The organism is Streptomyces sp. NPDC006872 (genome assembly GCF_040635845.1).
In the GTDB taxonomy this organism is placed as follows: Bacteria; Actinomycetota; Actinomycetes; order Streptomycetales; family Streptomycetaceae; genus Streptomyces.
This window is the reverse complement of the sequence record NZ_JBEYIL010000019.1, coordinates 202,998-217,836: the sequence shown is the minus strand read 5'-3', so window position 1 is coordinate 217,836 and position 14,839 is coordinate 202,998. Positions and strand designations below refer to the sequence as shown.

Sequence of the window (14,839 nt, the reverse complement as noted above, 5' to 3'; positions counted from 1 at the left end):
CCGGTCGGCGGGGGTACGGGCCGTGTCGGCGGTGCGGGCGTCTCAGGTGGTGACGGCCTTGCGGCGGTCGGCCCCGTAGTCCATCGCGTGTTGGACCACGCCGACGAGAACGTCTCGGACCGACCTTCGGTCGCGGGCGTCGCACAAGATCACCGGGACGTCGTCATCGAGGTCGAGGGCCCCGCGTACGTCCTCCTCGGGGTAACGATCGGCGCCCTCGAAGCAGTTGACGGCGATGAGGAAGGGTATGGAGCGGCGTTCGAAGTAGTCGACGGCGGCGAAGCAGTCCTCCAGGCGGCGGGTGTCGGCGAGCACGACGGCGCCGAGCGAGCCCTCGGAGAGTTCGTCCCACATGAACCAGAACCGCTCCTGTCCGGGTGTGCCGAACAGGTAGAGCACGAGGTCCTCGCGCAGGGTGATGCGCCCGAAGTCCATGGCGACGGTGGTGGTGTGCTTGGCCTCGACGCCGGTGGTGTCGTCGACCGGCCGGCCGGCCTCGGTGAGGTACTCCTCGGTACGCAGCGGCCTGATCTCGCTGACGGCGCCGACGAGCGTCGTCTTGCCCACACCGAAGCCGCCGGCCACCAGGATCTTGAGCGTGACCGGCTCGACCGGGGGCTTGCCACGCTCAGAACGCCCGAAGATCATCGATCATTTCTCCTGCTTGATGGCTTGACTGGGGGTTGTCGGGCGGCGGGCCGTAGCCTCCGCCGCCGGGGGTCTCGATGACGAGTACGTCGCCGGGGCCGACGTCCGCGGAGTCGCTGCCGCCGAGCCGGACGACGGTGCCGTCCGCGCGTTCCACCCGATTGGCGCCCAGCGCGCCGGGAGCGCCGCCCGCCAGGCCGTACGGGGGGACCCGGCGGTGCTGGGACAGGGTGGAGACGCTCATGGGCTCGTGGAAGCGGATGCGGCGGACCGCGCCGTCTCCGCCGCGCCACCGTCCTGCTCCGCCGCTGGCGGGCCGGATGGCGAACTCGTCGAGTTGCACGGGCAGTCGCCACTCCAGGACTTCGGGGTCGGTCAGCCGCGAGTTCGTCATATGGGTCTGAACGACGCTCGCGCCGGGGAAGCCGTCGCCGGCGCCTGACCCGGAGGCGACTGTTTCGTAGTACTGGTGGCGTTCGTTGCCGAAGGTGACGTTGTTCATGGTTCCGGAGCCCTCGGCCTGGACGCCGAGAGCCGCGTAGAGGGCGCCGGTGATCGCCTGGGAGGTCTCGACGTTGCCGGCGACGACGGCGGCGGGCGGTTCGGGCGCGAGCAGGGAGCCACGCGGCACGACGATCGTCAGAGGGCGCAGGCAGCCGTCGTTGAGCGGGATGTCGTCGGCGACCAAGGTCCGGAAGACGTACAGGACGGCTGCGTTGACGACGGAGAAGGGCGCGTTGAAGTTGGTGGCCGACTGCGGTGAGGTGCCGGTGAAGTCGACGGTCGCGGAGCGGTTCTCGCGGTCCACGCGCACGCGTACCCGGATGATCGCGCCCGAGTCGGTCTCGTAGGAGTACTCGCCGTCGTCCAGGGCGTCGATGACGCGGCGCACGGATTCCTCCGCGTTGTCCTGGACGTGCCTCATGTAGGCCTGTACGACGTCGAGCCCGAAGTTCTCGATCATGCGGGCCACTTCGTCGACGCCTTTCCGGTTGGCGGCGATCTGGGCGCGCAGGTCGGCGAGGTTGGTCCCCGGATTGCGTGAGGGGTAGGGCGCCTCGGTGAGGAGGCGGAGGGTCTCCTCCTCGCGGAAGCGGCCGTTCTCGGTCAGCAGCCAGTTGTCGAAGAGGACGCCTTCCTCGTCGATGGTGCGGCTGTTCGCCGGCATGGAGCCGGGGGCGATGCCGCCGATCTCGGCGTGGTGGCCGCGCGAGGCGACGTAGAAGAGCAGCTTGGGGTCACTGTCCGTGATGTCGGCGCTCTCGGTCCTGCCGGTGTCGAAGACCGGGGTGATCACGGTGACGTCGGGCAGGTGCGTGCCGCCGTGGTACGGGTCGTTGACCGCGTACGTGTCGCCGGGGCGCATCGCCGAGCCGCGGCGGCGGATGACCTCTTTGACGCTTGTGCCCATGGAGCCCAAGTGGACGGGGATGTGCGGGGCGTTGGCCACCAGGTTTCCGTCGGGGTCGAACAGGGCGCAGGAGAAGTCGAGGCGCTCCTTGATATTCACGGACTGGGCCGTGGACTCCAGGCGGGCGCCCATCTGTTCGGCGATGGACATGAAGAGGTTGTTGAAGACCTCGAGCAGAACCGGGTCGGCTTTCGTGTCGAGATCGGAACTCTGCGTAATCGCCGCTCGTTCCATGACCAGATGCCCGTCGTGGGTCGTCCCGGCCTCCCAGCCCGGGTCGACGACGGTCGTCGCGCCGGCCTCGGTGATGATCGCGGGGCCGGTGAGGGTCTCGCCGGGAGGGAGGTTCTCCCGGCGGTGGAGTGGGACGTCGTGCCAGGCGCCGCCGGTATGGAGGCGGACGGTCTCGGGCGCGGCGGTGCGGCCTTCGTACGGGGCGAGGGCCGACAGGTCAGGGGGTCGAGTGATGCCGGTGGCTTCGACGGAGAGCGCTTCGACGACGATCGGGCGGTCGAGCGTGAAGGAGTACGTGGCGCGATGACGTTCTTCGAAGGTGTGGCACATCGCGGTGGGATCGGTGAGTTCGACGGTGAGGGTGGTGTCGGTGCCGTCGTAGCGGAGCTGGGCGCGGCGGACGATCCGGACACGGTCGTCGGGAACGTCCTCGGCGAGCAGTTCGGCGCGGGCCGCCGCTTCGAGGTCGTCGGCGGTCTTGAGGATCCCGGGCAGGGAGGCGGCTTCCAGGGGCTCCTCGACGGACTGTTCGCGCATGGCGGTCGTGTCGGCGAGCCCGATGCCGAGCGCGGACAGCACACCGGCCATGGGCGGGACGAGGACGGTACGGATGCCGAGCGAGTCGGCGACCATGCACGCGTGCTGGCCGCCCGCGCCGCCGAAGGTGGTGAGGGCGTAGCGGGTGACGTCATGGCCCTTCTGGACGGAGATCCGCTTCACCGCGTTGGCGATGTTGGCGACGGCGATCTGCAGGAAGCCCTCCGCGACCTGCTCAGGGGTGCGGTCGTCTCCGGTCCGCTCGCGGATCTCGCGGGCGAGGACGGCGAATCGGTCCCGTACGAGTGCCTGGTCGAGGGGCTGGTCGCCGTCGGGTCCGAACATCTCGGGGAAGTGGGCGGGTTGGATACGGCCGAGCATCACATTGGCGTCGGTGACGGCGAGCGGGCCGCCGCCGCGGTAGCAGGCCGGCCCGGGGTCCGCGCCCGCCGAGTCCGGCCCTACGCGGTAACGGGAGCCGTCGAACCGGAGGACGGAGCCGCCGCCCGCGGCAACGGTGTGGATGTCCAGCATCGGAGCGCGCAGCCGCACGCCCGCGAGCTGGGTGGTGAAGACCCGTTCGTACTCGCCCGCGAAGTGGGAGACGTCGGTGGAGGTGCCGCCCATGTCGAAGCCGATGACCCGATCGAAGCCCGCGAGCTGGGACATCCGGGCCATGCCGACGATGCCGCCCGCGGGCCCGGACAGGATGGCGTCCTTGCCGCGGAACTGGCTCGCCTCGGCAAGCCCCCCGTTGGACTGCATGAACATGAGCCGCACATCGCGGAGTTCGTCGGCGACATGCCGGACGTAGCGGCGCAGCACGGGCGAGAGGTAGGCGTCGACGACTGCGGTGTCCCCGCGCGGGACGAGTTTCATGAGGGGGCTGACCTCGCTGGACAGCGAGATCTGCGGGAAGCCGGTGCGGGCGGCCAGCTGCCCTACGGCCTGTTCGTGCGCCGGGTGGAGATGGCTGTGCATGCAGACGACGGCGACGGCCCTGATCCCGTCGTCGTAGGCCTCCTGCAAGGGCCCGGCCAGGGCGGCCAGGTCGGGGGCGCGCAGGACCGTGCCGTCGGCGCGGATGCGCTCGTCGACCTCCAGGACCCGCTCGTACAGCAGCTCCGGGAGTTCGATGCGGCGGGCGAAGATGTGCGGGCGGTTCTGGTAGGCGATGCGCAGCGCGTCCCGGAAGCCGCGGGTGATGACGAGCAGGGTGCGCTCGCCCTTGCGTTCCAGGAGGGCGTTGGTCGCGACCGTCGTGCCCATGCGGACGGCCTCGACGGGCTCCGACGCACCTTCCAGGAGGGTGCGGATGCCGGCGACGGCCGCGTCGGCGTACCGCGCCGGGTTCTCCGAGAGCAGTTTGTGCGTCAGGAGCCGACCGTCCGGGCGACGCGCGACGATGTCCGTGAAGGTGCCGCCCCGGTCCACCCAGAACTGCCAGCCGCTCACGTCTTCACCCCGCTTCCGCGCTGCTCACAGCGCTCGGAGGCCGTTGATCACATCGCGCAGAATACTCTCGTCCGGCAGCTCGGCAGGGGGTACAGGCCGGTTCACATGGACGAATTCCGCGTCCACGAGGTCACCGACGAGGACCCGTACGACTCCGATGGGCAGGTTGAGTTCGGCCGAGAGTTCGGCGACCGACTGCGGAGCGTCCCGGCACAGATCCACGATGTCCACGTGCTCGGGGGACAACGAGGAGTCCGCGTCCGGATCGTCGGCGTGGGGCTCGACGACGACCACCGCGATCAGATCGAGGCGGTGCTGGACCGCACTGGTGGTACGGCCCCGCGTCATGGCGTACGGACGGACGACCGGTCCGGCCTCGTCGTCGAACCAGTGACTTCTTCCCTGACCGTCTGTGCTCATGCCATCCCACTACCCGCCTGCGGGCAGATCGGTGCGCGGGGAGGTGCCCAGATGTACGCCGACCCGCTTGACGAGGAGCGTCATCTCGTAGGCCACGAGCCCCACGTCCGAGTCGGCGTCCGAGAGGACGGCGAGGCAGCTGCCGTCACCGGCGGCCGTGACGAACAGAAAGGCGTCGTCGAGCTCGACGACGGTCTGGCGGACGCTGCCGGCCTCGAAGTGGCGGCCGACGCCCTTGGCAAGGCTGTGGAATCCGGAGGCGACGGCGGCCAGGTGCTCGCCGTCCTCCCGGGTCAGGTCTCTGGACACCCCTGTCGCAAGGCCGTCGCCGGAGAGGACGACCGCCTTGCGGATGCTGGCGACGCGGTCGACGAGTTCGTCGAGGAGCCAGTTCAGCTCGCCGTTGCCGGTGGTGCTTTCGCCGGTCGCCTTCGGTGCGGTCATCGACCGTCCCCCTTGTTCGTTCCTTGTGGTGCTGTGCCGCTGTGGGCGTCATCGCCCGCGGCGTTCTCTACGCGGCCGCGCTGCCAGCCGCGCTGGAGCGAGGCCATCCGGCTGCGTACCTCGTCGGCGTCCCGGTCTGCGGGGTCGGCTCGGTTCTCGGTGCGCGGAGCCGGGCCCTGTCTCAGTTGTGGGGCCAGGTTCGCCTGCCGCACGCGCCGCGGCAACGCTCCTGTGCCGGAGCCGGTGTCATGAGCCGCGCTTCCCTGGTTCCGGGCGCCGGCTCCTGCCGGGGCGGACGCGGTGTCGGAGCGCTCGGCCGTGTCGTCGGGACCGCCGGGCCGGGCCGCGGTCTGCCGTGTGCGCCGTGGGAGGGCGGGGGGCTGGGCAGGCTCTTCCACGCCACGGCCGGGATGCTCCGGCAGCGCGGGGCGCTCGGTCGCGCCGCCGCTGCGGGGTATCTGGGCCGTCATACCGCGGCGGCGGGACGGCAGAGGCGCCGGTCCTTCGTTCTCCATGCGGCGGGGGCCGGGCCCGGCCGGGGACTCCGCGTCCGTCTCCGCCCGCCGGAGTCGCTGTTCCTGGACCGGGCGACCGTGCGAGCTGACCAGCTTGGGCGCGCGGCGGCCCGGCAGCAGCGGTACCGGGTCGTCGGTGACGGACCCGTCGGGTTCGCCGGGGCTGTCGGACAGCCTGCGATGCAGGTCGACGGCTCCTGCGGCCGACTCGTCCTCAGCGCCACGGGTGAGGGAGCGACGGGGGCGGAACAGGCCGCCGTGGTCGTCGTCCTCCTCGTCCAGAGTGGCCGGGAAGCCACCGAGGGTGTCCAGGCCGACGGGGGCCTCCAGCTCGACCGGACCGTCGATCATCGAGGCGGGCACTCCGGGAAGCTGCACCGAGGCCGGGGAGAGTGCGGGCCGACGAGCCTCCGCCGACTCGCCCTCCTTCGGAGGGCGGGGACGGTCGAGCCGGAAACCGATGCCGTTGGTGTCGGGGACGTCGTCGGTCAGCAGAGCGTCGGGGATGAAGACGATGGCGGTCGTCCCGCCGTACGGCGAGGGCTGCAGAGAGACACGGACGTTCTGCCGCTGGGCGAGTCGGCTGACGACGAAGAGCCCGAGGCGGTCGGTGTCGGACAGTTCGAATTCCGGTGTCTCGGCGAGCCGGAGGTTGGCCTCCAGGAGGGCTTCGGGCGCCATGCCGAGGCCGCGGTCGTGGATCTCGAGGGTGAAGCCGTTGGCGACCCGGTCGCCGAACACCTGGACGGCGGTGTGCGGCGGGGAGAACACCGTGGCGTTCTCCAGGAGTTCGGCCACCAGGTGGGTGAGGTCGGCGACGGCCGGGCCGGTGGCCGCGAGGCGCGGCAGGCGACGGACCTCGATGCGTTCGTAGTCCTCGACCTCGGCGACGGCGGCGCGCACGATGTCCATGAGCTGGACGGGTTTGCGCCACTGCCGGGAGGGAGCGGCGCCGGAGAGGATCACCAGGCCCTCGGCGTGTCGGCGCATGCGGGTGGTGAGGTGGTCGAGGCGGAAGAGGTCGGCGAGCTCCTCGGTGTCCTCGGTGCGGCGCTCCATGGTGTCGAGCAGGGTGAGCTGCTTGTGCAGCAGAACCTGGCTGCGGCGGGCGAGGTTGACGAACACCTCGGAGACCCCGGAGCGCAGCTCGGCCTGTTTGACGGCGGCCTCGACGGCGGCGCGCTGGAGGGTGTTGAGGGCCTGGCCGACCTCGCCCATCTCGTTCTTGTCGTATTCGAGCCGCGGCACTTCGGTCTCGACGTCGACCTGCTCGCCGGCGGACAGCCGGCGCATGACGCTCGGCAGCCGTACGCCGGACGCGTCGTGGGCCTCCAGCCGGAGCTGGCGCAGATCGCGGATGAGGCCGCGGCCGATGCGCACGGACAGCACGAGGGAGACGAGCAGGGCTATCAGTCCGAAGACGCCGGCGAAGACGGCCTTGACGATGACCTCGATCGCCACCGGCCGGACGCGGTCCTGATAGCGGTCGTTGGCCTGTTCGTCCAGTGTGCCGAGCTCGTCGAGGACGTTTCCGGCCGCGGTGTCCCAATTCCTGGCGCTGGCGCCCCGGGGGAGGTCGCCGGGCATGGCGGCGACGACGGCCTGTTCGACCGTGCGCAGCGGGGCGGTGGTGGCGTTCTTCCAGAAGCTCTCGTAGCGTTCGCGCTCCGCGGTGGGCAGCTGGGCGAGGCTGATCTCGTAGACCACCTCCCGCTGGGCCGCCAGATCGGAGACGTCGCGGATCTCCTCGCGGCTGAGGCGGCCCACGACCAAGGCGGACCCGAGCAGCGCGTCCTCCTCGGACAGCAGCTCACGGGCGCGGGCGACACTGACGAGGGCCCGGTACTGCTTGTCCATCTCCACGCTGTCGACCACGTCCAGCTTGGCCAGCAGGGCGTAGCACGGGTCGATCAACTGCGTGTAGAGGTCGAGGGCCTGGGCTCGGGTGACGGTGCCTTCCTCGACGCTTCGGCGCAGGGAGTCGACGCCCTCGAAGGCGTCGAGCACCGCGGTCAGGCCCTCGCCGTCGTCCTGGTCCAGGACGTCGCGTACATCGGGGTCCTGGGCGTTGCTGCGGATCTCGGCGAGTGCCTCGTCGGTGGCGGTCCGGGTGCGGCGCAGTGCGGACAGCGCGTCGGCGGCACGAGGGTCGGCGAGGTAGACCAGGGTCTGGCGGCGTTCCTGTTGGACGACGCGGACGGTGTCCTCGATGGGGTAGCCGACGTTCTCGACCAGGGACGACACGGTGAACAGGCGGCTCGCCTCGCGTCCCGTGAGTACCGTGGCGAAGCCCCAGATGACGGTCAGGGACACCAGCGGCACGAGAAGCAGCGCCACGATCTTCCGGCGGATGGACTTCCCGCGAAAGCGCATGGCCTCCCCCAGCTCGAACCCCCACCGGTAGGGGGTACGCATGTGCGTCAACAAACGGCGTGAGCCTACTACCGACACACAGTTAACTCGAAGAGCTGTCCGGAAGCTGAACCTCCGTACCGAGGGCGAGACATGGTGCGTTGTCCGGGCAATGCGGGAGATTCCCTCCCCGAATCCGGCCGACCGGGCCCGGCCGGAACCGATCGGCCGTGCAAACGAGTTGGCCAGATTTTTTCGCAACTTGGGAATCTTCAGGGCACGTCGTTCGTCCTACTCATTGGGAATTGGGGGCGGAATCGGCCACACGAGCCGTATGCCGCACCTGGGCGGCGTAAATCAGCGCAAGCCGGGCAGCCACTGGGGAGCCGGGTCTTCGACCCGGAGGCAAGCGGTCTGTCGGCGGTGGGGAGTGACACGGTGATGGGCACGGCGGAGCGGCGTGGGGCACCCGAGGAGGGTGCGACGGCGCGTGGTACAGCGTTGCGGGATCCCGAGGCATCTGAACGCGACATCCCTGGGAACGGGCACGTGACAGCGGAGCGGCGCGACATTCCGGCGGTCAGTCGCGAGGCGCCCGACCGCGCCGTCCCGGCGGCCGCGGGTGCCGTCGCAGCCGCGCGGGAAGGCGTCCGGCGGAGCGGTGGCACCGGCGTCGGCGGTGCGTCCGCCAAAGGACAGGAGCGGGCGGCCTACCGGCCGTTGTGGGTGGAGGAGCCCGCGCGCCGACGGCGGATGCCCGACCCGGTGCGCACGGCGGCCGTACGAGCGGTGCTCATCATCGCCGTGACGCTGATTCAGGCGATGGTCGCCTTCCTGTGCACCCTGGCCGGATCCTGGCTGGCCTTCCCCATGGTGATCAGCAGTGTGGTCAGCACGGTGCTGGCCACCTGGGGCGCGCTGGACATCTGGGTGACCCGGCAGGTGTGGAACCAGCGCAACGGCGTGGTGTCGACGCCGAGCAGCACCGCGCGGTCGCTGCGCCGCGAGCGCCGCCGGGCGCGACGGCAGAATCGCGCCACCGAGCGGGCGCACGAGCGGATACGCAGGCAGGGCGGCGCCGGACAGCTGTCCCACTCCTGAGGTGGATCGACGGCTCCTGAAGCGAGCCGCGGGACTGCACCATCGCGGTGCGGTCCCCTCGCTTCATGGGCCACGCTCGCCGGCCTCCTCCCCGTGGTGGGAGGAGGCGGGCGCCTCCCATCTCATCGAGTCTCATCGAGCGGGGCGGCCCGGGTCGGCCGGGGCTATGCCGGTCGCTTGAACATCCGTGTCGCCGTGATCTCGCTGTGCACCTGGGCCGCGTCGCCTTCGGCGGCCGGCGCCTGCTGCGGCAGGCCCGGCCGGAGGTGTTCCTCGACGCTGATGTACTTCAGGCCCGCACGGAGGTCGGCGTCGTTGCGCAGACGGATGACCAGCGGGAACTCCGCCAGCGCCGTCGTGTCGAACAGACCGGTGGTGTAGAGGAGCTGCACACCCAGGGCGTCCGAGACCGCGCGCTGGAGTTCCAGTAGATAGGTCGCGTTGGCGCGCCCGATGGGGTTGTCGAGGAACAGCGTGCCGGCGTAGCGATGCTTGTCCCGGCCCCGGTCGTTGCTCCTGAGCGCCGCCATCGTGCAGTACAGGGCGATGGCCGCGGTGAGCAGCTGGCCACCGGAGAACACGTCGCCCATCTGGCCGACGGGGACGCGCTCGGCGCGCAGGACGGCGTCCGGCTTGAGGATCTCGACGGCGACGCCCTTGGGCTGGAGCGCCGCACCGACGCCGCGCAGCAGCAGTGACATGCCGTCGCGCCGCAGGTCGGAGTTCTTCTTCACGGCCGCCCGGGTCGCCTCGTCGATGACCTCGCCGAGGCGCTCGGTGAGGGTGGCCTGATCGGGCTCCTCGAAGCGGATGCGCAGGAATTCCTGCCCCGACCACTCCCCGAGCCCTTCAGGCAGCCGGGAGAGCCGCTGGGCCGAGCGCAGGGTGGCGAGCGCGGACTCCACAAGGCCCCGCAGCCGGTCCACGATCGAGTCCCTGTTGCGCTCCAGCTGCGCCAACTCGTCGGTGAGGACACGGAGTCGGGGCGCGAAGGCGTCCGCCCACTTCTGGGCGTGCTCCGGCAGCGCGGAGGCGGGCAGCTCGCGGATCTGCTGGCGGGCCGGGGTGCGGACCTGCTCGTAGCGCGTGGAGTTGGCATGCCGTACCAGGATGTCGCCGGCCTCGCGTACGGCCGACTCCGCGGCGGACAGGTCGGCGGCGCAGCCGCGCAGTGACCGGCGGGCCTCGGCGGCCGACTGGCGGGCCTCCTCCAGGGTGCCGGGGTAGGGCTCCGGCTCCTCCTGCTCGTCCTCGGGCGGGTGCTCGCGCAGCAGGTCGCGGAGCATCGCGGCGATCTCGTCGAAGCCGCCGGCCGCGTCCTCGGCGGCGCGGTGGGCGTGCAGGAGTTCGGCGTGGGCATCACGAGCCTGGCTCAACGCGTCGGTGCGGGAGGCGAGTTCGGCCGTCGCCGTGCGCAGCAGCGCCTGGGCGTGTTCGGCGTCGCGCGGCTGGAGCTCCTCGGTCAGCTCGGTGTGGGCCTCGCCGTCCTCGGGCGCGTGCCGCTCGGCCTCGCCGCGCAATCGTCCGAGTTGCTCGCTCGAGGTGGACACGCGGGTCTCCAGGAGCTGCACCAGCTCTTCCGCGCGCGCGGCGGCGGCCTGCCGGGAGGGTCCGTCGGAGCCGTCGGGCGACTGCAGCAGCAGCTCCGCACGGGTGCGGACCTTGTTGCTGAGCCGGTCGAGTTCGGCGCGGGCCCCGCTCTCGTCGCTCTCGGCGCGGGCCTGCTCGGCGCGCAGATCGGCGCCGACGCCGACCTTCTCGTACAGCTGGGAGGCTGCCCGGTAGGCCTCGCGGAGGGCAGGCAGGGAGGACTGGGCGGCGCCTGCCGCGTCCGCCGGCAGGTCGTCGGGGGCGCCGGCGATCTCGGCGCGCTCGGCGCGCAGCGCACGTGCGGTGCGGCGGGCGTCGTCGGCGGCTCGCTGGGCGCCGCGCCGGTCCTCGTCGGCTGCGCGGGCGCGCTCCAGGCAGGCCTGGGCGCGGGCCTCCGACTCGGCGGCCTCGTCGGCGAGTTCACGCACCTTGACCTGCCAACCGGCACGCTCACGCAACCGGAAGGCGAGCCCGGCGAGGGCGTCGGCGGCACGCCGGGCCTTCTGCGCGGCCTCCTGGCGCTCGTCACGCATCTGGGCCGCTTCGGCGGCGGTCTCGTCGGCCTCCGCGCGCAGGGTGCGCGCCTCGGCCAGCTCGGCCTCGGACTCCTCGGCGAACGCGCGCGCCTCCCCGGCGGCCTGGGCCAGCTCGGTGAGCCGCCCGGCCGGACAGCCGGTACGCCAGGAAGCGAGCCGCGCCGCGAGCTCGCGGTCCTTGCCGAGCCGCGCCGCGAGCCGACGGATGTCCTCGTCCCGTTCGGTCGCCCGGGCGCGCAGCGCCTGCCGCTCCTCGTCGGCGGCGTGCTCGTCGTGCATGGCCGGGTTCGGCGGGACGAGGAAGACGTCGCCGCTGTGGGAGTCGGCCGGCGGGGTCGGTGCGAGCAGGGCGGCGGCCGTGCCGACGGCCACGGCCGAGCGCGGCAGGAGCGCGGCTTCGCCGAGCGCCTCACGCGCGCGTACGTGCGAGTCCGGATCGGTGATGATCACGCCGTCGACCAGTTCGGGCCGGGCCGCGAGCACACGCGCGTGGTCGGCGGGGTCGACGGCCTGTGCGAGGTAGCGCCAGCCGGGCAGCGCGGGGATGCCGTGTTCGCCGAGGAACTCGACGGTGGCCAGCACGTCCGGGCCGGGCGGCAGCAGTCCGCCGTCGCCGAGGGCGCCGAGGATGCGGGAGTCGTCGGCGGCGGCGGTGCGCAGCTCGAAGAGCTGCCGTTCGGCGGAGGAGACGGCGTCGTCGAGGAGTTCGCGCAGTTCGTCGGCGCAACGGTCCAGATCCTCGGAGGTGAGCGAGGGGCCGTGCTCCGGTTCGCCCTCCTGCCGAGGCTGCGGGATCGGCCGACGCGTGCCGCCGCCGGTCAGCCCGAGCAGCTCCGTGAGGCGTTCCTCGCCGGCCAGGGACTCGGCGAGCCGCCGCTCGGCGTCGTACGACCGTTGCCCTGCCGTCGCCGCGTCCGCGGCCCGGGCCGCGGTGAGTTCGGCGCGGGACTCGGCGGAGGCGGCCTCGCGCGCGTGCTCGGCGGCCCGGCGCGAGGCCTCGCGGGCGGTGTCCCAGGCGGCGACGGCCGTCTTCTCGGCGTCGCTGGCGGCGAGGGCCGCGCGGGCGGGGTCCGCGTCGGGTGCGCTGTCGTCGAGCCAGCCCGCGCGGACGGCTTCGGCGGTCTCCTGTTCGACCTCGGAGAGGCGCTGACGCAGGTGCCCGACCTCGCTGCGGGCGCGCTGGGCGTCGGTGGCGGCGGAGGTCGCGTCCCGGTGCGCGGACTCGCCGAGCTCCTGAAGTGCCGCCGAGCGCTCCTCCTCCTCGTTGGCGAGGGTCTCGGCGCGTTCCGCGGCCGCGTGCAGGGCCCGGACGAGATCGACGGCGGCCCTGGCGCGGGCGGCGAGCGCGGGAGCGGCGTCGCGCTCGGCCTCCTGGATCGCGGCGGAGACGCGTGCGACCCGGTCCGCGGCGGCGCGGTGGCGCAGCACGGCCTCGGCGGCCTGCCAGGCGGCGTGCAGGGTGCGGGCGTCGGCGAGTTCGCGCTTCTGCGCGGCGGCGGACTTCTCCGCGGCGGCGAGCGCCAGTGAGGCGTGCCGGAAGGCGAGTTCGGCGGCGATCAGCGCGCTGCGCTCGCGTGCCCCCTCGGAGTGCGTGACGGCGTAGGCGGCGGCCGTGACGCGCTGGGCGAGGTCGCCGGCCCGCGCCTTTTCCTGCACGCCTCGCGCCGAGAGCCGTCGAGCCAGCGCGCGGGTGCGTCGCTCGGCGCCGGCGTGCACCTCACGCGCGCGTGAGCGGGCCTCGGCGGCCTCGACGATCCGCCCGAGGAGGTCCACCGACCCGGCGGTGAAGTCCCGTTCGGCGATCAGCTCGGCGCGGCGGCCCAGCTTGTTGCCGAAGCCGCTGACCAGGTCGGCGAGCCCGTCGGTGTCGCGGGTGTCGGTCACCGCGCGCAGCAGCAGGTCGGTGAAGTCGGAGTCCTTCTTGACCGCGAAGAGGCCGGCGGCCTCGCCCTCGTCGGCGTTCATCTCCCGCTGGTAGCGGAAGAGTTCGGGGTCGAGGCCGAGTTCGGTGAGGTGCTCGACCCAGCGGTCGTGGATCTCCTCCCAGTGCACCTCCAGGTGCGGATACGCCTTCCCCGCCTCGGTGATGGCGTCCCGGAACCCCTTCATGGTGCGTCGCCGCCCCTGCGCCCCGGACGCGCCCTCGACGGGCGGGCGCACGGCGGTGGACTCGGCGACGGGCAGGTTGTCCAGGCTCAGCCCGGGCCCGGGCCGGAACGAGTACCAGGCCTCCGCGAACTTCCGCGGGTCGTTGGACACCTGGCGGCCGCGCCACTCGCTCGCCTTGCCGACGACGACGCACTCACCGGTGAGCACGTGCTGCCACTCCAGCGCCACGTGTCCGCAGTCGTCGGCGAGCAGGAACTTGCGCAGCACGCCGGAGCTGGCGCCGCCGAGGGTGTTGCGGTGTCCCGGCAGCATCACGGAGAAGATCAGCTTGAGCAGGACGGACTTGCCGCCGCCGTTCTCCAGGAAGAGCACGCCCGCGGGCGCGGGCCGGCGTGGCGGGCCGACGGGCTCCTCTTGGAAGAACTCCGCCTGTGTGGGGGCGGGGTCGGGCACGATGTCGCCCACGCCCCGCAGGTCAAGCACGGTGTCGGCGTAGCGCGCACCGGCAGGCCCGATGGAGTAGAGGCGGACCCGGGACAGCTCGTACATGGCGGACTCTCGTAAGTCTTCGGCAGATCAGGGGGTGGGGGGAGCGCTGAGGCTCTACGAGTGGAACGGCAGCCCGGCGTCGGACACCAGCTCCAGGTCGTCGGTCTCCTCGGCGGGCAGCAGGGTCGGCGAGCCGTCGGTGACCGGGACGACGCCCAGCTCCAGCAGCTCGGCCATGGCGGCGGCGCCGGCCATGTCGCGCACCTGGAGCTGGTAGCGGGCGGTCGTCCGGTAGGTGCCGCCGTTGTCGTCTCCGGTCCGCTGCAGGAATCCGGAGTCGGTGAGGAACGCGACGGCCTTGCCGACGATGCCGGTCGTCGAACCGGCGAGTCTGCGCGCGTCCTTGGTGGCGCCGGTGGCGCTGCGTCTGGTCCAGATCCGCCAGGCGGCCTCCAGGCCGGGCGCGTCGGTCGCGGGGTCGGTGTTCTGGCCCTGCTCCTCCGCCCGCTCCTCCAGCCGACGGCAGGCCTGGCGCACGAAGGCGTCGACTCCGTTGACGCTGACCCGCCCGATGTACCCGTCGTCGGCCAGGTCCTCGGGCCGGGGGAAGGCCATCGCGGCGACGGCGAGATGGGCGAGCCCGTGCAGGAACCGGTCGCCGCCGTCGGCGGACGTGCGACGCGCGTAGTCCCCCATCCGCACGGCGAACACCGAGTCCTCGGCGGCGGTCACCGCCATCCCCGCGCGCGGGGACACCTCCAGGACGATCAGCCCGAGACCGGCGGCGACGGCGTCGGCGAGCCGTGCGAACGCCGGGTCCTCCCGGTACCGCCGCAGCAGTTCCGCGTACTCCTGGTCCCGCGCGGGCTGCAGTTTGGGCTGCAACCCGAAGGCGACGAGCCGCGCCGCGTCGGCGGCGTCGGCGGGGGTGACGGGGGCGTGCGCCGCCGGGGCGGGGGCCTCCGTGTCACTCCACTCGACGTGCTCGGTCACGGCTT

Annotated in this window: 8 protein-coding genes; 1 reads left to right on the top strand and 7 read right to left on the bottom strand. The window is 72.4% G+C overall.

What is annotated here, in order from left to right; translation table 11 throughout:
* Positions 1-42: 42 nt before the first annotated feature.
* Genes ABZ725_RS41510 through ABZ725_RS41490 form a run of 5 tightly spaced genes read right to left on the bottom strand, consistent with a single transcriptional unit; the run spans position 43 to position 8,037 of the window.
* Entirely contained in the window at positions 43-648 is a 606-nt protein-coding gene (locus ABZ725_RS41510) for an ATP/GTP-binding protein (protein ID WP_351917075.1), read from the bottom strand.
* A complete protein-coding gene (locus ABZ725_RS41505; RefSeq protein ID WP_358807522.1) occupies positions 629-4,285 on the bottom strand; it encodes a hydantoinase B/oxoprolinase family protein in 3,657 nt (1,218 codons plus the stop codon). The genes ABZ725_RS41510 and ABZ725_RS41505 overlap by 20 nt, the downstream gene beginning before the upstream one ends.
* Positions 4,286-4,309: 24 nt before the next feature.
* Positions 4,310-4,705: a DUF742 domain-containing protein gene (locus ABZ725_RS41500; protein WP_358807521.1), complete on the bottom strand. Its 396-nt coding sequence runs from the start codon at positions 4,703-4,705 to the stop codon at positions 4,310-4,312.
* 9 nt (positions 4,706-4,714) lie between these two features.
* On the bottom strand, positions 4,715-5,149 hold the full coding sequence (locus ABZ725_RS41495) for a roadblock/LC7 domain-containing protein (protein WP_351917069.1): 435 nt from the start codon (positions 5,147-5,149) through the stop codon (positions 4,715-4,717).
* Positions 5,146-8,037, bottom strand: coding sequence for a nitrate- and nitrite sensing domain-containing protein (locus tag ABZ725_RS41490; protein WP_358807542.1), 2,892 nt, complete (start codon positions 8,035-8,037; stop codon positions 5,146-5,148). The genes ABZ725_RS41495 and ABZ725_RS41490 overlap by 4 nt, the downstream gene beginning before the upstream one ends.
* A gap of 420 nt (positions 8,038-8,457) precedes the next feature.
* Between ABZ725_RS41490 and ABZ725_RS41485 the strand changes: the two genes are divergently transcribed.
* The gene (locus tag ABZ725_RS41485) at positions 8,458-9,117 is read left to right on the top strand and encodes a hypothetical protein (RefSeq protein ID WP_358807520.1); all 660 of its coding nucleotides are present in this window, start codon (positions 8,458-8,460) and stop codon (positions 9,115-9,117) included.
* Between the two features lie 164 nt (positions 9,118-9,281).
* Here the strand turns inward: ABZ725_RS41485 and ABZ725_RS41480 are convergent, their stop codons facing one another.
* Both ABZ725_RS41480 and ABZ725_RS41475 read right to left on the bottom strand, forming a co-directional pair.
* Positions 9,282-13,901, bottom strand: a complete 4,620-nt coding sequence (locus tag ABZ725_RS41480; RefSeq protein WP_358807519.1) for a hypothetical protein — start codon at positions 13,899-13,901, stop codon at positions 9,282-9,284.
* 54 nt (positions 13,902-13,955) lie between these two features.
* Positions 13,956-14,834 (bottom strand): hypothetical protein, encoded by an 879-nt coding sequence (locus tag ABZ725_RS41475; RefSeq protein WP_358807518.1) that lies wholly within the window; start codon positions 14,832-14,834, stop codon positions 13,956-13,958.
* Between the last annotated feature and the right edge of the window lie 5 nt (positions 14,835-14,839).

Excerpts from the sequence above, each read along its gene's own strand:
- ABZ725_RS41485 (WP_358807520.1), top strand. The coding sequence starts at position 8,458 with ATGGGCACGGCGGAGCGGCGTGGGGCACCCGAGGAGGGTGCGACGGCG.
- ABZ725_RS41500 (WP_358807521.1), bottom strand. The coding sequence starts at position 4,705 with ATGAGCACAGACGGTCAGGGAAGAAGTCACTGGTTCGACGACGAGGCC.
- ABZ725_RS41480 (WP_358807519.1), bottom strand. The coding sequence starts at position 13,901 with ATGTACGAGCTGTCCCGGGTCCGCCTCTACTCCATCGGGCCTGCCGGT.
- ABZ725_RS41490 (WP_358807542.1), bottom strand. The coding sequence starts at position 8,037 with ATGCGCTTTCGCGGGAAGTCCATCCGCCGGAAGATCGTGGCGCTGCTT.
- ABZ725_RS41510 (WP_351917075.1), bottom strand. The coding sequence starts at position 648 with ATGATCTTCGGGCGTTCTGAGCGTGGCAAGCCCCCGGTCGAGCCGGTC.
- ABZ725_RS41495 (WP_351917069.1), bottom strand. The coding sequence starts at position 5,149 with ATGACCGCACCGAAGGCGACCGGCGAAAGCACCACCGGCAACGGCGAG.